The following is a 17,773-nucleotide window of genomic DNA, read 5'->3' as shown; positions in this document are numbered from 1 at the left end:
CGGTCCGACACGTCTGGAGCACATCAAGTGACGACAACCTCGTCCACCTCGGGGCGGCGTTCGCCGCGGGTCCCGATCGTGGTCACGATCATCGTGCTGGCCGCACTGGTGATCGCCTTCTTCATCTTCGCCAGCCTGTACACCGACTACGCGTGGTTCGCGCAGCTCGGGTTCCAGCAGGTCCTCACGACCCGGTGGATCGCCGGGACCCTGATGTTCCTGGCGGGCTTCCTCGGCATGGCGGTCCCGGTCTTCGTGAGCATCGCGCTCGCGTTCCGGTTCCGGCCGGTCTACGCGAAGCTCAACTCGCAGCTCGACCGCTACCAGCAGGTCATCGAGCCCCTGCGGCGCGCCGTGATGATCGGCATCCCCGTGGTCCTCGGCATCTTCGCCGGGCTCTCGACGGCGGGGCGCTGGAGCATGGTCCTCGAGTACTTCAACCGCACGCCGTTCGGCAAGACCGACCCGCAGTTCGGACTGGACATCGGGTTCTACGTGTTCGAGCTGCCGTTCTGGCGCTCGATCGTGGCCTACTCGTCGGCCGTCGTCCTCATCGCCGGTCTCGCCGCACTCGCGGCGAGCTACCTCTACGGCGCGCTCCGCTTCGGTGGTCGTGAGGTCCGGATCTCCCGCGCCGCGCGCATCCAGCTCGCGGTCACGGCGGCGCTCTACATCGCGCTGCAGGCCGTCAGCCTCTGGCTCGACCAGTACGCGGCCCTGACGAAGTCGAACTCGCTCATCACCGGTGCCCAGTACACCGACGTCAACGCGGTGATCCCGGGCCGCGAGATCATGGCCGGCATCGCGGCGATCGTCGCGTTGCTCTTCATCGTCACGGCGGTCATCGGCCGCTGGCGCATCTCGATCGTCGGCACGGGCCTGCTGCTCGTCGCCGCGATCGTCGTCGGTGGCATCTACCCGTGGGTCGTCCAGCGACTGCAGGTGAAGCCCTCGGAGCGCACCTTCGAGTCCGCCTACATCGAGCGGAACATCAAGGCCACGCGTGACGCCTACGGTGTCGCCGGCGTCGAGGAGCAGAACTACGACGCCACGACCGAGACGAGCTCGGGTGCGCTCGCGAAGGACGCGCAGACCACGGCCAACATCCGTCTCATCGACCCGAAGATCGTCTCCGACACGTTCAGCCAGCTGCAGCAGTACCGGCAGTACTACCAGTTCCCGAAGGAGCTGGACGTCGACCGCTACGACGTCAAGGGCGAGACCGAGGACACCGTGATCGCGGTCCGCGACATCGACCTCGCCGGGCTCAGCTCGGCCGCGAACACGCAGTACAACCGGGCGTTCGTCTACACCCACGGCTACGGCGTCACCGCGGCCTACGGCAACCAGCGCGCGAGCGACGGCAAGCCGGTGTTCCTCGAGTCCGGGATCCCGTCGAACGGTGCCCTGGGCGACTTCCAGCAGCGCGTGTACTTCGGTGAGACCTCGCCGCCCTACTCGATCGTGGGTGCCCCGAAGGGCACGAAGGACGTCGAGCTCGACTACCCGTCCGGCTCCGACGACGACAACGGTGGCAACGCGACCACCACGTACGCCGGCGACGGCGGTCCGAGCCTCGGCAACTTCTTCAACCGGCTCGTCTACGCCGCGAAGTTCCAGTCGGAGCAGATCCTGCTCTCGAACGCGGTGAACAAGGACTCGCAGATCCTCTACGACCGCGACCCGATCACCCGCGTGCAGAAGGCCGCGCCGTACCTGACCGTCGACAGCGACGCGTACCCGGCGATCGTCGACCACCGCATCCAGTGGGTGGTGGACGGCTACACCACGAGCGACGCGTACCCGTACTCGCAGAGCCAGAGCCTGTCGGACAGCATCGCCGGCGCCGAGTCCTCGACGTACCGTACCGACCAGGTGAACTACATCCGGAACTCGGTGAAGGCCACGGTCGACGCGTACACGGGCAAGGTGACGCTGTACACGTGGGACACGAAGGACCCGGTCCTGAAGACGTGGCAGAAGATCTTCCCGACGTCGATGAAGCCGGTGTCGAGCATGAGCGCCGAGCTCCTCGACCACGTGCGGTACCCCACCGACCTGTTCAAGGTGCAGCGCTCGATCCTCGGCACGTACCACGTGACCAACGCCAACTCGTTCTACTCGGGTGACGACGCGTGGAACACCCCGCAGGAACCGACGAGCACGGCGACGTCGGACAGCGACGCCGACACCGCGGCGACGTCGACGAACGCGCTCGGTGCGCAGACGACGACGACGGCCAACAGGGCGAACCTGCAGGACCCCTACTACCTGACGATGAAGGTGCCGGGCCAGGGGACCGCGTACTCGCTGTACACGACCTACATCCCGCAGCAGTCGGCCGGGGCGAACAACCGCAACGTGCTGACCGGCTACCTTGCGGTGAACTCCGACGCGGGTGGTGCCGGCAAGGGCGAGAAGGCGTCTGGCTACGGCAAACTCACGCTGTTGACGATGCCGAAGACCGACAACATCCCGGGCCCCGGACAGGTGCAGAGCCTCTTCAACGGTGACTCGACCGTGTCGCAGGAGCTGAACATCCTGAAGCGGGGCAACTCGACCGTGAAGCAGGGCAACCTGCTCACGCTCCCGGTCGGCGGCGGGTTCCTCTACGTGCAGCCCGTCTACGTCCAGTCGACCTCGAGTGGTTCGTACCCGCTGCTGCAGAAGGTCCTCGTGGCCTTCGGGGACAAGATCGCGTTCGAGGACACCCTCGACGAGGCCCTGAACTCGCTGTTCGGCGGCGACTCCGGTGCAGCGGCCGGCGATTCCGGCGCGAGCGGCGACGGCAGCGGCGACAGCGACAGCGGTTCCGGTTCCGCTCCCGACAGCGGGTCTGGCTCGGACACGGGTTCCGACTCCGACACGGGCTCCGGCTCGACCGGCTCGACGGGTTCCGGCTCGGCCGACAACGACGCCCTGCAGGAGGCCCTGGCCGACGCCAAGGCAGCCCTGCAGGACCGCCAGGAGGCCTACGCCGACAACGACCTGGTCGCTGCGGCGGAAGCCGACCAGCGCCTCCAGGACGCGATCGAGGCCGCCACGGCAGCCGAGAACGGCAACTGACACACCGTGGCGGGGCACTCGATTTGTGTCCCGCCACGGCCCCGTGTAGGCTTCTAAACGTGCCGCGGGGTGGAGCAGTTCGGTAGCTCGCTGGGCTCATAACCCAGAGGTCGTAGGTTCAAATCCTGCCCCCGCAACCAAGCGTCACATGAAGGCCCCGGTCCATCAGGACCGGGGCCTTCTTCGTGCCCCCGGCCGCAGGACGACCGGTCGCAGGACGTCCGGCCGCAGGACGTCCGGCCGCAGGACGACCGGCCGCAGGACGACCGAACGCAGGCCCGCCCGCCGCGGACCCCCGGGTACGCTCACCGCATGGCCACCCTCACGATCGCGGCGGCGCAGTTCGCCCCCGTGGACGACCCCGTCGCCAACCTCGACACCGTGCGCACCGCCGCCGTCGACGCGGCGGCCCGGGGCGCGGACCTCCTCGTCACGCCGGAGTACACCTCGTACTTCACCGCCGACATCGACGATCGGTTCGTCGCCGCGGCGCAGCCCCTGGACGGTCCGTTCGTCTCGGGCCTCCGCGACGTCGCCCGCGAGTCCGGCATCGCCCTGGTCGTCGGGGTCGCCGAGTCGGCGGACACGCCGGAGCGCTTCCGGAACACCCTGGTCGCGGTGCTCCCGTCGGGCGACGTGGCGGCGACGTACCGGAAGGTCCACCTTTACGACGCCTTCGGCTCGCGGGAGTCGGACCGCATCGAGTCCGGCGACCCGGAGCAGCTGCCGGTCTTCGAGCTCGGCGGAGTCCGCATCGGGCTCGAAACCTGCTACGACCTGCGCTTCCCCGAGGTCACCCGGCGCCTCGCCGCTCCTGAGACCGGCGCGGCCGACGTCGTCGTCCTCCCCGCGGAGTGGGTGCGCGGGCCCGGTAAGGAGCACCACTGGCGCACGCTCCTCACCGCCCGCGCGATCGAGAACACCGTCTGGGTCGTCGGGGTCGGCCAGACGCCGCCCATCGGGATCGGCGGCTCGGTCGTCCTCGACCCGTCCGGCGTCGCGGTCGCCTCGGCGGGTGCCTCGCCGGGCACGCTCACAGCCACGATCGACACCACCGTCACGGACGCCGTCCGTCGGGTGAACCCGTCGTTGTCGTTGCGGCGGTACGACGTCGCACTGCGCACCCCGCCTGGAGGCCCGGGGCAGCGCTGACGCGTCCGTCGCGTCCCCGATGCGGTCGCGTCTCAGGCGCGGGGACGCGCTCCGAGGGTCGCCAGGCGCGCGGCGGCGTCCTCCAGGACACTCCGGCGCTTGCAGAACGCGAAGCGCACCAGGGATCGGTAGCCGGCGACACGGTCCGGTCGGACGAACGCCGAGACGGGCACGCCGGCGACTCCGGCCAACGCCGGGAGTTCGAGGCAGAACGCGCGGGCGTCGTCGTACCCGAGCGGCGCGGCGTCAGCGAGCACGAAGTACCCGCCGTCGGGTCGCATCACGTCGAAGCCCGCTGCCGTCAGGCCGTTCGCGAGCAGCTCGTGCTTCGCGCGCAGGTCGGCGGCGATGCCGGTGAACACCGCGTCGGGCAGGCGGAGTCCCACGGCGACGGCCGGTTGGAAGGGCGCGCCGTTCACGAACGTCAGGTACTGCTTGACCGTCGTGATCGCGTCGACGAGCGCCGGGGGAGCGGTGAGCCAGCCGACCTTCCACCCGGTGGTGTTGAAGGTCTTGCCGGCGCTCGACACCGACACCGTCCGCTCCGCGGCACCCGGCAGGGTCGCGATGGGCGTGTGCGGGACGTCGAACGTCAGGTGCTCGTAGACCTCGTCCGTGATGATCACCGCGTCGCGCTCGGTGGCCAGGTCGACGATCGCCTGCAGGACCTCGGTGGGCAGGACCCGGCCCGTCGGGTTGTGCGGGGTGTTCACGAGCACGGCGCGGGTGCGGTCGGTGAAGGCCGCACGGAGCGTTCGCTCGTCGGGCAGGAAGTCGGGCGCGGTGAGCGGGACCGTGACGTGCACGCCGCCGGCCAGCCGGATGAGCGCCCCGTAGGCGTCGTAGAACGGCTCGAAGGTGATCACCTCGTCGCCGGGTTCGACCAGCGCGAGGATCGTCGCGGCCAACCCCTCGGTGGCGCCGGCGGTGACGAGGACCTCGCGGTCGGGGTCGACGTCGAGCCCGTACCACCGTTGCTGGTGCTCGGCGATCGCCGCCCGCAGGTCGGGGGTGCCGCGGCCCGGCGGGTACTGGTTCACGCCGTCGCGGATCGCCTGGACCGCGGCCTCGAGCACCTCGGCCGGCCCGTCCTCGTCGGGGAACCCCTGCCCCAGGTTGACCGCGCCGGTGCTGGCGGCGAGGGCGCTCATCTCGGCGAACACCGTCGGTGCGGGGACCCCGTCGGCTCCGAGCAGCATCGCTCCGTCGGCGGCTCGCAGCCACGGTCCTGCCTGGCGCATGTGGTTCCCTCCCGTGCGGGCGACGAGGTGTCGCGCTGAACGGACCCCAACCTAGCTGTCCGTCCCGCGGCGGACCGGGTCGCCGTGTACAGCGCACGCATAAGATCGCCAGGGGTGGCTCGCAGCCTCGCCAGAAGGACCGCTCAGGTGCTTGCGACAGACTGCACGAGCTTGAAAGGAGCACGTCCAGCATGACCGACACCACGCCCGACGGGCAGGGCGACGACCGCCGTCCGGACGATGCGGCTCCGCCTGCCGCCAGTGAGGACGCCGCAGCAGCGGCCACGAGAGGGAACACGTCGATGCCGAACGACTCCGACCAGCCGGACGAGACCCCTCGCCCGAACCAGAACGACGAGACGACCCCGGACCACACGGATGTGATCCCGTCGTCTACGGACCACCCGACCGACCGCTACACCGCGCCGTACCCCGCCGTCTCCGCCGAGTCCTCGGGCGTGCAGCAGGGCGGCTACGGCCAGCAGACGTCGCCGTACGGCCAGCAGGCGCCGCAGGCGCAGAACCCGTACGGCCAGCAGTCCCAGCAGAGCCAGAACCCGTACGGCCAGCAGTCGCAGTACGGCCAGCAGTCCCAGCCGAGCCAGAACCCGTACGGCCAGCAGTCGCAGTACGGCCAGCAGGCGCCGCAGGCCCAGAACCCGTACGGCCAGCAGCCCCAGAACCAGTACGGTCAGCAGTCCCAGTACGGCCAGCCGGGCGCCGAACGCCCCCGCTACGGCGAGTACGCCCAGCCGACGTCCTCGTCCGCTCCGAGCTCGTCCTCCGAGTACGCGAACGCATCCGCGCAGGCCCCGCAGTCCGCCACGAGCGCCTTCGGTGACGTCGACGGCGCGAACCAGCGCAACGGGCACTACTTCAGCGACGACGCCTCGGGTGCCACGGCGACCAGGGAGCGCTCGGGTCGCAGCAGACTGCTCCTGCCGATCATCGCGGCCGTCATCGCCGGTGGTCTGGTGGGCGGCGGTGCCGGGTGGGCCGTCTCCTCCGGCAACGACGGTGGCAGCGTGGTGTCCTCCGGTTCGTCGCAGGGCGGCAACCTGACCGTCAACGACTACGACTCCGCCACCGTCGTCACCGCCGTCGCTGCACAGGCGACCCCGTCCGTCGTCACCATCAACGTGTCGGCGAGCAACGAGGCCGGCACCGGTTCCGGTGTCGTGATGAGCAAGGACGGCTACATCGTCACGAACACCCACGTGGTCACGCTGGACGGCGACAGCTCGAACGGCCGGATCACGGTGACGACCTCGAACGGCAAGATCTACGCGGGCAAGCTCATCGGCACCGACCCGACGGTCGACCTCGCGGTCATCAAGATCGATGCGACCGACCTCAAGCCGATGGAGTTCGCGGACTCGTCCAAGCTCAACGTCGGGGACACCGCGGTCGCGATCGGTGCACCCCTGGGCCTGTCGAACACCGTCACCGACGGCATCGTCTCGACCCTGAACCGCAGCATCCAGGTCACCTCGAGCGCCCCCAGCGAGGGTGGTGACTCGAACGAGGGCGGCAACGGCGGCTCGGGTCCCTTCGACTTCTGGGGCAACGGGGACAACGGCAGCAGCTCGTCCGCGAACACCACCGTGTCGCTCCCGGTCATCCAGACCGACGCATCGATCAACCCCGGCAACTCCGGCGGTGCGCTGCTCGACTCCGACGGCAAGCTCATCGGCATCAACGTGGCCATCGCGTCCGCCGGCAGCTCCTCGTCGTCCGAGTCGGCCGCCGGCAGCATCGGCGTCGGCTTCTCGATCCCGTCGAACCTGGTGAAGCGGGTCGCGAACGAGATCAAGGAGAAGGGGTCGGCCACGCACGGGCTGCTCGGCGCGACCGTCGGCGATGCCTCCGAGGACGCCAACGCCACCCAGATGGGCGCGCTCATCAAGTCGGTCTCGTCCGGTGGAGCCGCGGCGAAGGCCGGTCTGCAGAAGGGCGACGTCGTCACGAAGATCGGTTCGGCGACGGTCTCCGACGCCACCGACCTCACCGCGCAGGTGCGCTACTTCGCAGGCGGCGCGTCCACGACGATCAGCTACCTGCGCGACGGCCAGACCCGTCAGGCCGACGTGAAGCTCGGAACGTACGACAGCAAGGGCTGACGCCACCACAGGACGGACAGGAGGCCCGGGGCACGACGTGCGCCGGGCCTCCAGTCCGTCCCGGGGGCGCGTCCCGCGCCGTCGCAGGTGGGCGGTTCGGCCTCTTGATAGGCTCATGGTCGCTCTGCGGGGCGGCACCGCCCCGGTGCGTCCCGTGCCGCCAGCCAGCACCCCGAGGTACGCATGCAGTCAGACGGACAGCCCCTGCCGGGCGTCTCGTACGTGATGCCCGTGCTGAACGAGGTCACCGAGGTCCGGGCCGCCGTCGGCAGTCTGCTCGACCAGGACTACACGGGCCCGTTCGAGGTCATCCTCGCGCTCGGGCCGTCGATCGACGGCACGAACGAACTCGTCGCCGAGATGAGCGCTGCCGACCCCCGGATCCGCGCGATCGACAACCCCGTCGGCTCGACGCCCGCCGGGCTGAACGTCGCGATCCGTGCGTCCGTGCACCCCGTCGTCATCCGCGTCGACGCGCACTCGGTCCTGCCCACCGACTACACGCGCATCGCGGTGCGCACGCTCCTGGAATCCGGAGCGGACAACGTCGGCGGCATCATGCGCGCCGAGGGCCGGACCCCCTTCGAGCGTGCCGTCGCCCTGGCCTACGGCAGCCGTGTCGGCCTCGGCGGCACGCCGCACCACGTGGGCGGCACCGCCGGCCCGGCCGAGACCGCCTACCTCGGCGTGTTCCGACGCGAGCGGCTGTTCGACGTCGGACTCTTCGACGAGGGCATCAAGCGCGGCCAGGACTGGGAACTCAACCGGCGGCTTCGCCAGACCGGTGGGACCGTCTGGTTCACGCCGGAACTCGTCGTCACCTACCGCCCGCGACCGAGCCTGAAGCGCCTGGTGCGGCAGTTCGTCGCCACCGGGCTCTGGCGCGGTGAGCTCGCGCGTCGGTTCCCGGCGAACAACGGCCTGCGCTACTTCGTGCCGCCAGCGATGGTCGCGGCGATGGCGCTGGGCATCGTCGCCGGACTCGTCGGCATCGTCGGCGCCGCGCTCGGCACCCCGCTCGCCTGGGCGCTGCTCGGGTTCGTGGTGCCCGTCGTCTACCTGCTCTTCGTCGTCCTGGGGTCGATCGCGGTGGCGCGCCGCTCCGGGCTGCCGACGCTCCTCTGGCTGCTCGTCGTGCTGCCCTGCATCCACGTGGGCTGGGGGCTCGGGTTCATCATCGGGTTCCTGACCCGCACGTCCGAGCTGACCACCCACACGGGACGGTGACCGAATGACCGACCACCCCACGACCGGCCGCGGATCCGCACGGCCGACCTCGATCGCCGAACTCCGGGCCGTCGCCCAGCCGGACGAGGTCCGTGCGCGCGCCAACGCCGAGCACTGGACGGCCTCGCTGTACCTGCGCGACGTCTCGCCGTACCTGACCTGGGTGCTCCTGAAGACCCGCGTCAGCGCGAACCAGGTCACCGGCCTGATGATCCTGGTCGGCTGGAGCGTCGCCGCCGCCCTGCTCATCCCCGGCATCTGGGGCGCCGCGCTGGCGCTGGTCCTCGGCCAGCTGCAGATGCTCGTCGACTGCTCCGACGGCGAGGTCGCCCGGTGGCGCGGCACCAAGTCGCCCGCCGGGGTGTTCCTGGACAAGGTGGGGCACTACACGACCGAGGGGCTGATCCCGGTCGCGCTCGGCATCCGCGCAGCCACCTGGCCGATCCACGGCGCCGACTGGATGTGGACCACGATCGGGTGCGCGCTCGGCCTGGTCATCGTGCTGAACAAGGCCCTGAACGACATGGTGCACGTGGCCCGCGCGAACGCCGGGCTCGACAAGCTGGTCGACCGGCGGGATGCCTCCACCGCCCCGTCCGGTCGGAAGCTCGCTTCGCTCCGCCGCGTGGCACGGTTCCTGCCGTTCCACCGCCTGTACCACTCGGTCGAGCTGAGCATGCTCGCGTTCGTCTTCGCCCTGCTCGCCCTGGTGATCGGCGACCCGCTCGCCAGCCGGATCCTGGTCGGTGCGCTGTTGCCGCTCGCCGTGCTCGCGACGATCGGGCACTTCCTGGCGATCATCGCCTCGAAGCGAGTCAAGGCGTGACCGACGACACGACCGTGCCCGGAACCCTGCGCCGTCACGCGGTGGTGCACCACGGACGACCACGCGTCGCCGTGGTGAGCCTGTCGCAGGGCACCCGGCCGGACGACCTGCGCCGCGGTCTGGACAGCGTGCTCGCCCAGCAGGACGTCGAGCTCGACGTCGCCTGCGTCGGCAACGGCTGGGAACCCACGGGCCTGCCGGACGGCGTGCGAGCCCTGGCCCTGCCCGAGAACATCGGGATCCCGGCCGGTCGGAACGCCGGGGCCGAGGTCGTCGACGGCGACTACGTGTTCTTCCTCGACGATGATGCGTCGGTGCCGTCGCCGACGTTCCTGCGCGACGCGATCGCGATGTTCGAGCACGATCCGTCACTCGGCCTCGTGCAGCCCCGGGTCATCGACCCCACGGGTGCCGCGAACCCCCGCCGATGGGTGCCGCGGATCCGGAAGGGCGAGCCGGACCACTCGTCGCCGGTCTTCTCGGTCTGGGAAGGCGCCGTCGTGCTGCCGATGGACGTCTACCGGGCCGTCGGCGGCTGGGGGGCCGAGTACTTCTACGCCCACGAGGGCATCGAGCTCGCCTGGCGCGTGTGGGACGCCGGCCGTCGGACCTGGTACGCCGGCGACCTCGTCGCGCACCACCCCGCGATCGACCCGGCGCGGCACACCGAGTACTACCGGTTGAACGCCCGGAACCGGGTGTGGCTGGCTCGGCGCAACCTGCCCCCGGTGCTGCGCCCGGTGTACGTGGGGTCGTGGGCCGCGATCCAGATCGCGCGTTGGTGGCGTCACCCCCGCCGACTGGCCACCTGGTTCGGTGGGATCCGTGAAGGATGGACGACCGACTGCGGTCCGGTCCGCCCGATGGGCTGGCTCACAGTCGCACGGATGACCATCGCAGGGCGGCCGCCGGTCGTCTGACCCGCACGCCTCGTCCCACCAGAGCAGACCCGGAGAAGGACCATGTCGATCATCAGCGACCTGCGAACCGCGCTGCGGCTCGTCGACCGACTCCTGACGTCCCGCCGGAGCCGACGGCAGCTCGCACAGCGACTGCCGTCCGCGCCGAAGCCGCCGCCCGGTTCGGTCGAGATCGCCGTGTACTTCGCCGACGGTCCGGTCAACATGTACCAGGTGCGCCAGTGGTACGCGCCGCTGGCCGAACTCGCGAAGACGCACCCGGTGGCGATCATCTCGCGGAGCCCGGGCACCATGCTGACCCTGCTCGACGAGTCGCCCGTGCCCGCGGTCTACGCCCGGCAGGTGGTCGACCTCGAACACTTCGTCGACACACAGGCGCCGAAGGTGGTGCTGTACGTCAACCAGAACGCCCGCAACTTCCAGATGATGCGGTACGGGCGGATGTGGCACGTCTTCGTCAACCACGGCGAGAGCGACAAGATGTACATGACGACGAACCAGTTCAAGGCGTACGACTACGCCCTGATCGCGGGGGACGCCGCACGTGACCGTCTGGCCGAGGCGCTGTGGGACTACGACCTGGACGTCCGGACCATCGCGATCGGACGCCCGCAGGCCGACCACTTCGCCGGAGCGGCCCCGTACCCCGACGACGACCGGACCGTCGTGCTCTACGCCCCGACGTGGGAGGGCGACCGCGGTGCCGCGGCGTACGGGTCGATCGCGTCGCACGGCACGGTCATCGCCGAGCAGGTGCTCGCATCGCCCCGCCACCGTCTGGTGTACCGCCCTCACCCGCGCAGCGGTGTGCTCGACCCCGCCTACCGCGCGGCGCACGAGCGGATCGTCGCGGCGATCAGCACGGCCAACGCCGCCGACCCGGCCGCGCACCACCTGTACGACGACGGCGGTGACCTCGGCTGGCAGCTGGCGGACGCGGACGTGGCGATCACCGACATCAGCGCGATGATCTACGACCGACTGGCGGTGGGCAAGCCGCTCATCGTCACGCGGCCGGTGTCGCCCGAGGCCGACGTCGACGAGCGGGGCTACCTGAGCGCCGCGAACTGGCTGACCGCCGCCGACGCCCCGTCGGTGCTCGCCCGTGTCGACGCGGCCGCGAGCGACGCCGAGGAGCTCGCGCGCCTGCAGCACTGGGTCGCCCGGTACTTCGGCGACACGACGCCGGGCGCCGCCACGGAGCGGTTCCACGCGGCCGTGGAGTGGCTGCTGGAGCGGTGGCGGACCGTCGCCGCCGAACGCGACGGGCGCTGACGGTCGATCGTCACCCCGGGTGCTCCGTGCCGGAGGCCGGTGCGGCGTCACGGCTGCATCCCCGGCCCGACGAGTGACATCCGCCAGAGGTACTCGGACCGGTCGGGTCGACGCCACCGGACGATGACGACCCCCGTGTCCTCGGGGTCGGCGCCGAAGACCGCCAGGGACAACGATCGACCCGGGTCGAGGCGGCGCACCGCGAGCGGAGGGCAGTAGCCGTTGCCCAGGTGGGTGAGGGAGAGCCCGTCGACCGGCTCGGGGCCGGTGTTGACGAGGTCGTACCGACGCGGTGCGTGCGATCGGTCGACGGCGAACGGGACGGCGTACGCGGTTGGTGGGTGGTGCATGGGGGGAACGCTAGGGGGAGGGTCCGACGGCGGGACCCCGGGGGCGCCCACGAGGGCCGGGGCTGTGGAGGGAGCCAGTGACACCCGTGTTGGTGCAGGGGGAGTACCTCGGCCGGTCAGGAGCCGTAGTCGGCCGCGTACCGGGCCAGCGCGGCCTCGATGGTGCCGTCGAGCTGCAGACGACCCTTGTCGAGGTAGAGCCCCCGGTCGCAGAAGCGGCGGAGGTCCTTGTCGCTGTGGGAGACGAAGAACAGCGTCCGGCCGCCGGCCAGGAGCTGCTCGATCCGCTTGTAGCACTTCTCGCGGAAGGCCTTGTCGCCCACCGCCAGCACCTCGTCGACCAGGATGACCGGCTCGTCGAGCCGCGAGATCACGGCGAACGCGATGCGGACCTTCATGCCGCTCGACAGGTGCTTGTAGGGGGTGTCCACGAAGTCGGCGATCTCGGCGAAGTCGATGATCTCGTCGAAGGCATCGCGGATCTCGGCCCGCGACATGCCGTGCAGGCCCGCCGTCAGGTACACGTTGTCGCGCACGGTGAGGTCACCGACGAAACCACCCGTGATCTCGATGAGCGGGGCGACGCCGGCACCCACGTCGACACGGCCCTCGTCGGGCAGCATGACCTGGGCCACGAGCTTCAGCAGGGACGACTTGCCCTGTCCGTTCCGCCCCACGACGCCGATCGCCTCGCCCGGGCGGACGTCGAACGACACGTTGCGGAGCGCCCAGAACTCATCGGCACGCTTGCGACGCCCGCGTCCGGCGAACAGGTCCTTGAAGTTCCGGCTCGCGCGACGGTTGCGCTTGAAGCAGATGCCGGCGTCGCGCACCGAGATGACCGGGGAGACGGTCTCGGTGCGTCGGGTCTGGTCGGTCGCGGTCATCACAGCTCCTTCAGCACACGGTGCTCGCTGCGGCGGAACACCGCGAAGCCGACCACCAGGACGATGCCGGTCACGACCACCGAGGCGCCGACCTCGAGCCAATCGAGCTGGCCGGGGAAGAACGCCGCACGGTACATGCCGAAGATGCCGGTGAGCGGGTTGATCGCGGCGATGTCCCGCAGGGCGGGCGGCAGCGCGTGCGTGCCGTAGATGATCGGGGACGCGTAGAACAGGAACCGAAGCACGAGCTTGGTGGCGCGCTCGAGGTCACGGAAGAAGACCACGAGCGGGGCGACGATGAGCCCCAGGCCGTAGACCAGCGCGCACTGCAGCACGATCGCCAGCGGGAAGAACACGACCTGCCAGTGCAGGTGCGCACCCGTCGCGATGGCGAAGGCGGCCAGGACCGGCAGGCTCAGCAGGAACTCGATGCCCTTCGACGCGTCGATCCGTGCCACCCAGATCGTGCGGGGGATGGTGGTCGAGCGGATGAGCTTCGATTCCTTGATGAACGCCCGGGTGGAGTCCGAGACGCCACCGGTGAACCACATCCACGGCAGCAGCGCGGACAGCAGGAACACGATGTACGGATCTTCACCGACCGAGCCGCGGTGGAAGACCTGCGTGAAGACGAACCAGTAGATCCCCGACATCACGAGCGGGTCGAGGATCGACCACAGGTAGCCGAGCGCCGACGTCGAGTAGCGGACGCGGAGGTCGCGGACGGTCAGCAGCCAGAGGGCCTGACGATAGCGCCGACCGGCGCTCCGGGCCTTCGCGGGTGCGGGGGCCACGGGCGCGGTCGGCGCACTCGCTGTGGTCACGGTTTCCCTTCGGGCGGAACCGCCGAGGGATCCTGACGGTGGTTCAGGCGAACAGGTTGTTCGCGCGCTCGAGGTCCTCGGCGAAGTCGATCTCGACCGCGTACAGGTCGGAGATGTCGATCGGCGTCCAGCGTAGTCCGTCCTCGGCGATGGCAGCCTCGATGCCGCCCTCGAAGTACTCCTGGTCGTCGACGCGACCGAGCTGCCGGATGAGGGCCTGCTTGTCGGCGGCGGAGACGTAGTTGATCCCGACGGCTTCGCCGAGACCCCCGACGACCTGCTTGGAGAGCTTGTGGATGAAGCCCTCGGCGTCGACGGTGTACTTGACCTCTTCGTCGGAGACCTTGTCGGTGTTGACGCTGACGAAGGAACGGCCCTCGTCGATCATGTCGGCAGCACGGACGAGCGCCATCGGGTCGAAGACCACGTCGCCGTTCATCCAGAGCACACCGCTCTTGCCGGTGGCCTTGAGGGCGCGCAGCAGGCTCTTCGAGGTGTTGGTGGAGTCGTACGACTCGTTGTAGACGAAGTTCGCGTCGGGGAACGCCTCGACGATGTGCTCCGACTTGTAGCCGACGACGATCGTCACACGGGCGCTCGAACCGAACGCGGCGCGGATGTTGTCGAACTGCTGCTGCATGATGGTGCGGCCGTCACTGAGCTCCGTGAGCGGCTTCGGCAGGCTGCGGCCGAGACGGCTGCCCATCCCCGCTGCGAGGATCACGATCTGCGTGGTCATGCTGGTCCCTTCTGGTGTCCGCCCGCGCACCCTGGGGTACGGGCGGGCCTCGTCGAGTCTGCGCTTCCAACGTCCGAGTTGCCCGAGAACCGTTCGTGTCGACGGGGTCGTCGCTGCGAAGAGGCCGCCGGGATCGCCTGCTGGAGCAGGTTTCCAAGTGGTGAACACTCCTTCGTGCCCTGGTGAATGATACGGAAACACCCCCTCGCGGGGTACGGGTCTGCGCGCTTCGTACTCAATTCGTGACCCTGGCCGCGACGGTTCCCGATGGTCGGAGAGCGTTGGTACGGTGGGTCGATGCCAGCGCGAGCAGAGAACGAGGACGTGTACGCCACGGCCGACGCTGCCTGGATGACCGAGGCGGGGGACGCCGACGACGCGGACACCGCCGCGGCTGCTGAGGACGACGCAGCCGACGACGACACGGGGGACACCGATGCGGACGACGCCGCCACTGATGACGCCATGACCGACGCCACGACGGAGACCCGCACGGACGCGACGGACACCCGCACGGACGCGACGACCGATGCCCGCTCCGACGCGACGACGGACGAGCGCACCGACGACGCGACGACGGCCGCAGCGCCGCGCCCCGCGAAGGCGCGCAACGGCAAGGGACGCACCAAGCGCCCGACGAAGGCCGCCCCGCGGACCGGCGCCGAGCCTCCCGTCCCGACCGACGCGGACGACGCGACGGACGACGCCGGCCGGGCGACCGCCGCCGCCCCGCCCGCGACCAAGAAGCGCGCGCCCCGCTCCGCCGCACCGAAGCAGCCGCAGACGCTCCAGCCCGTCGTGCTCGCAGCGAGTGGCCTGGTCAAGCGGTACGGGCAGACCCTGGCCGTCGACGAGGTCGACCTCGAGATCCGGCAGGGCTCGATCTTCGGCGTGGTGGGCCCGAACGGCGCCGGCAAGACGACGACCCTGTCGATGGTCACCGGACTGCTGCGACCCGACGCCGGCTCGGTGACCGTGCTCGACCACGACGTCTGGGCCGACCCGACGGCGGCGAAGCGCAGTCTCGGCGTCCTGCCGGACCGGCTCCGTCTGTTCGACCGGCTGACCGGTACGCAGCTCCTCTACTACTCGGCCACGCTCCGCGGCCTCGACGGTGCCACCGCACGGAAGCGCAGCGCCGACCTCGCCGAGGCCTTCGGGCTGGGCGAGGCGCTCGGCCGCCAGGTCGCCGACTACTCCGTCGGCATGGCGAAGAAGATCGCCCTGGCCGCGACCCTGATCCACTCGCCGCGCGTGCTCGTGCTCGACGAGCCGTTCGAGTCGGTCGACCCGGTGAGCGCGGCGACGATCACGGACATCCTGCGCCGGTACACCCGGGGCGGCGGCACGGTCGTGCTGTCGAGCCACTCGATGGAGCTCGTGCAGCGCACCTGCGACTCGGTCGCCATCATCGTCGGCGGCAGGGTCCTGGCGTCCGGCACGATGGCCCAGGTCCGCGGGCGCAAGAGCCTCGAGGACAAGTTCGTCGAACTCGCCGGCGGTCGTGTCGTCGCGGAGAGCATGGAATGGTTGCACAGCTTCTCCGGCTGAGGGCGGACCTGCTCGCGGGCGAGGTCCGCGGCACCGCCCGCCGGTCCGTCGCCGTCGTGCTCGCCAGCCTCGTCGGACTCCTCGCCGCCGTGTTCGTCGCGTCGCAGACCATCGCCCTCGGTGACGCCGACCCGGACGTCGCACGCGCGGTCATCGTGCCCGTCGGCACCCTGATCACCTTCGGGTTCACGGTCGTGCCGCTCGTCGTCGGCCGGAGCGACCAGCTCGACCCGCGGCGCTTCGCGGTGTTCGGCATCGAGCGCCGTCGCCTGGCGATCGGGCTCGTCGTCGCCGGACTCGTCGGCATCCCGGTGATCGGCGTCGTCATCGTCGCCGTCGGCCAGGTCGTCGCCTGGGCGCGCAATCCCGGTCTCGGCCTGCTCGCCGTGCTCGGCGGGGTGCTCGGCGTCGTGACCTGCGCGCTCCTGATCCGCGTCTGCTGCACCGTCGGCTCCCGGCTGATCGGGCCGGACCGCTCCCGCGACGCCGGGTGGCTGGTGGCCCTCGTCATCATCGCGCTCTCGATCCCGACGGTGGCGCTGCTGCTGCGGGTCGACTGGCTCGACCCGCAGGGCGCCGAGATGCAGCGCGTCGCGGACGTCGCCGGCTGGACCCCGTGGGGTGCCGCGTGGGCCGTGCCCGCCGAGGTCGCGAGCGGCCACGTCGGCACCGGTGTCGTGAAGCTCCTCGTCGCGGTCGCCGTCGTCGCGCTCCTCGCCTGGGCGTGGTGGGCACTCGTCAGCCGTGCGCTCGAGACCGTCGACGACCGCGCCCGCACCCGCCGCTACCAGGGCCTGGGCTGGTTCGACCGGTTCGGTTCGGCCCCGGTGTCGGCCGTCGCCGCCCGGGCACTCACCTACTGGGTCCGCGACCCGCGGTACCGCACGTCGTACCTGATCATCCTGCTCGTGCCGATCGTCGTCATCCCGCTCGGTGTCGCCGGGGTGCCGTGGCAGTGGACCGCCCTCGTGCCGCTGCCGCTGATGGCCCTGATCGCCGGGTTCCTGCCGCACAACGACGTCTCGTACGACAACACCGCCGTGTGGCTGCACGTCGCCTCCGGTGCACCCGGGTGGAGCGACCGGCTCGGTCGGGTCGTGCCCGTGCTGGTCGTGGGGGCGCCCGCGATCGTCGCCGGGGCCGCGCTGTCCGCGTGGCTGTTCGGTGACCGGGCTGCCTTCCCGCTGCTCATCGGCGTCAGTGCGAGTGCGTTGCTGTCCGGGCTCGGGTTGTCGAGCGTCGTGTCCGTGCTCATGCCCTACCCGACGGTGCGCCCGGGCGACCACCCCTTCCAGCAGCCGCAGGCTGCCGGCGTCACCGCCACGGTCTCGCAGGCGACCATGGTGATCGGCATCGTGCTCTGCACGGTCCCCGCTGTCTGCCTCGCGGTGCTCGCCGCCGTGCAGGGACCGGAGCCCTGGTCGGTGCTGACGCTCCTGGTGGGCGTCGGGATCGGTGCCGTCGTGCTCGTCATCGGTGTGTCCGCGGGCGGACGCCTGTTCGACCGCCGTGGCCCCGACCTGCTCGCCGCGGCCCAGCGCAACTAGGGGCGCACCGCACCGCAGCGAGCGGCGAAGCGCAACTGACGGCACAGC

The 17,773-nt window shown here is 70.6% G+C and carries 14 protein-coding genes and 1 tRNA gene; 10 read left to right on the top strand and 5 right to left on the bottom strand.

Features of this window, described 5'->3' with window-relative positions; all coding sequences use genetic code 11:
• Positions 1-78: 78 nt before the first annotated feature.
• The 3 genes from DEJ27_RS07550 (at position 79) to DEJ27_RS07540 (ending at position 4,218) form a co-directional block, all read left to right on the top strand.
• Entirely contained in the window at positions 79-3,066 is a 2,988-nt protein-coding gene (locus DEJ27_RS07550) for a UPF0182 family protein (RefSeq protein ID WP_181430111.1), read from the top strand.
• Between the two features lie 63 nt (positions 3,067-3,129).
• Positions 3,130-3,206 (top strand) — tRNA-Met (locus DEJ27_RS07545).
• A 172-nt stretch (positions 3,207-3,378) separates the two neighbouring features.
• Complete coding sequence (locus tag DEJ27_RS07540; protein ID WP_111090640.1) at positions 3,379-4,218, top strand: carbon-nitrogen hydrolase family protein; 840 nt, start codon at positions 3,379-3,381, stop codon at positions 4,216-4,218.
• Between the two features lie 32 nt (positions 4,219-4,250).
• On the opposite strand, the gene DEJ27_RS07535 is transcribed toward DEJ27_RS07540, so the two are convergent.
• Positions 4,251-5,459, bottom strand: coding sequence for an aminotransferase class I/II-fold pyridoxal phosphate-dependent enzyme (locus DEJ27_RS07535; protein WP_110860509.1), 1,209 nt, complete (start codon positions 5,457-5,459; stop codon positions 4,251-4,253).
• A gap of 191 nt (positions 5,460-5,650) precedes the next feature.
• Between DEJ27_RS07535 and DEJ27_RS07530 the strand changes: the two genes are divergently transcribed.
• The 5 genes from DEJ27_RS07530 to DEJ27_RS07510 all read left to right on the top strand — a co-directional run bounded on the left by DEJ27_RS07530 (position 5,651) and on the right by DEJ27_RS07510 (position 11,827).
• The gene (locus DEJ27_RS07530) at positions 5,651-7,579 is read left to right on the top strand and encodes a S1C family serine protease (RefSeq protein WP_258370311.1); all 1,929 of its coding nucleotides are present in this window, start codon (positions 5,651-5,653) and stop codon (positions 7,577-7,579) included.
• Between the two features lie 183 nt (positions 7,580-7,762).
• Entirely contained in the window at positions 7,763-8,806 is a 1,044-nt protein-coding gene (locus tag DEJ27_RS07525) for a glycosyltransferase family 2 protein (RefSeq protein WP_110860507.1), read from the top strand.
• A gap of 4 nt (positions 8,807-8,810) precedes the next feature.
• A complete protein-coding gene (locus tag DEJ27_RS07520) occupies positions 8,811-9,632 on the top strand; it encodes a CDP-alcohol phosphatidyltransferase family protein (protein WP_111090639.1) in 822 nt (273 codons plus the stop codon).
• Between the two features lie 44 nt (positions 9,633-9,676).
• Positions 9,677-10,552: a glycosyltransferase family 2 protein gene (locus tag DEJ27_RS07515; RefSeq protein WP_111090693.1), complete on the top strand. Its 876-nt coding sequence runs from the start codon at positions 9,677-9,679 to the stop codon at positions 10,550-10,552.
• Positions 10,553-10,594: 42 nt separating this feature from the next.
• Positions 10,595-11,827, top strand: a complete 1,233-nt coding sequence (locus DEJ27_RS07510) for a CDP-glycerol glycerophosphotransferase family protein (protein WP_111090638.1) — start codon at positions 10,595-10,597, stop codon at positions 11,825-11,827.
• Positions 11,828-11,874: 47 nt separating this feature from the next.
• Here the strand turns inward: DEJ27_RS07510 and DEJ27_RS07505 are convergent, their stop codons facing one another.
• From DEJ27_RS07505 to DEJ27_RS07490, 4 genes are all read right to left on the bottom strand, one after another.
• On the bottom strand, positions 11,875-12,177 hold the full coding sequence (locus DEJ27_RS07505; protein WP_110860501.1) for a hypothetical protein: 303 nt from the start codon (positions 12,175-12,177) through the stop codon (positions 11,875-11,877).
• Positions 12,178-12,293: 116 nt separating this feature from the next.
• Positions 12,294-13,064: an ABC transporter ATP-binding protein gene (locus DEJ27_RS07500; RefSeq protein WP_111090637.1), complete on the bottom strand. Its 771-nt coding sequence runs from the start codon at positions 13,062-13,064 to the stop codon at positions 12,294-12,296.
• A complete protein-coding gene (locus DEJ27_RS07495; protein WP_258370020.1) occupies positions 13,064-13,888 on the bottom strand; it encodes an ABC transporter permease in 825 nt (274 codons plus the stop codon). Before DEJ27_RS07495 ends, DEJ27_RS07500 begins: the two co-directional genes overlap by 1 nt.
• Before the next feature lie 43 nt (positions 13,889-13,931).
• On the bottom strand, positions 13,932-14,627 hold the full coding sequence (locus DEJ27_RS07490; protein WP_110862735.1) for an NTP transferase domain-containing protein: 696 nt from the start codon (positions 14,625-14,627) through the stop codon (positions 13,932-13,934).
• Positions 14,628-14,924: 297 nt separating this feature from the next.
• Here DEJ27_RS07490 and DEJ27_RS07485 point away from each other — a divergent pair, with 297 nt between their 5' ends.
• Both DEJ27_RS07485 and DEJ27_RS07480 read left to right on the top strand, forming a co-directional pair.
• Positions 14,925-16,178 carry an ABC transporter ATP-binding protein gene (locus DEJ27_RS07485; protein WP_258370310.1) on the top strand — a complete coding sequence of 418 codons (1,254 nt, stop codon included), beginning with the start codon at positions 14,925-14,927 and terminating at the stop codon, positions 16,176-16,178.
• Positions 16,154-17,725 (top strand): ABC transporter permease, encoded by a 1,572-nt coding sequence (locus DEJ27_RS07480; RefSeq protein ID WP_111090636.1) that lies wholly within the window; start codon positions 16,154-16,156, stop codon positions 17,723-17,725. Before DEJ27_RS07485 ends, DEJ27_RS07480 begins: the two co-directional genes overlap by 25 nt.
• The last annotated feature ends 48 nt before the right edge of the window (positions 17,726-17,773 follow it).

The organism is Curtobacterium sp. MCPF17_018 (genome assembly GCF_003234135.1).
GTDB lineage: Bacteria > Actinomycetota > Actinomycetes > Actinomycetales > Microbacteriaceae > Curtobacterium > Curtobacterium flaccumfaciens.
The sequence above is the reverse complement of the archived record's forward strand: the minus strand, read 5'-3'. Positions and strand labels throughout refer to the sequence as shown.

Excerpts from the sequence above, each read along its gene's own strand:
- DEJ27_RS07540 (WP_111090640.1), top strand. The coding sequence starts at position 3,379 with ATGGCCACCCTCACGATCGCGGCGGCGCAGTTCGCCCCCGTGGACGAC.
- DEJ27_RS07535 (WP_110860509.1), bottom strand. The coding sequence starts at position 5,459 with ATGCGCCAGGCAGGACCGTGGCTGCGAGCCGCCGACGGAGCGATGCTG.
- DEJ27_RS07530 (WP_258370311.1), top strand. The coding sequence starts at position 5,651 with ATGACCGACACCACGCCCGACGGGCAGGGCGACGACCGCCGTCCGGAC.
- DEJ27_RS07525 (WP_110860507.1), top strand. The coding sequence starts at position 7,763 with ATGCAGTCAGACGGACAGCCCCTGCCGGGCGTCTCGTACGTGATGCCC.
- DEJ27_RS07520 (WP_111090639.1), top strand. The coding sequence starts at position 8,811 with ATGACCGACCACCCCACGACCGGCCGCGGATCCGCACGGCCGACCTCG.
- DEJ27_RS07510 (WP_111090638.1), top strand. The coding sequence starts at position 10,595 with ATGTCGATCATCAGCGACCTGCGAACCGCGCTGCGGCTCGTCGACCGA.
- DEJ27_RS07505 (WP_110860501.1), bottom strand. The coding sequence starts at position 12,177 with ATGCACCACCCACCAACCGCGTACGCCGTCCCGTTCGCCGTCGACCGA.
- DEJ27_RS07500 (WP_111090637.1), bottom strand. The coding sequence starts at position 13,064 with ATGACCGCGACCGACCAGACCCGACGCACCGAGACCGTCTCCCCGGTC.
- DEJ27_RS07490 (WP_110862735.1), bottom strand. The coding sequence starts at position 14,627 with ATGACCACGCAGATCGTGATCCTCGCAGCGGGGATGGGCAGCCGTCTC.
- DEJ27_RS07485 (WP_258370310.1), top strand. The coding sequence starts at position 14,925 with ATGCCAGCGCGAGCAGAGAACGAGGACGTGTACGCCACGGCCGACGCT.
- DEJ27_RS07480 (WP_111090636.1), top strand. The coding sequence starts at position 16,154 with ATGGTTGCACAGCTTCTCCGGCTGAGGGCGGACCTGCTCGCGGGCGAG.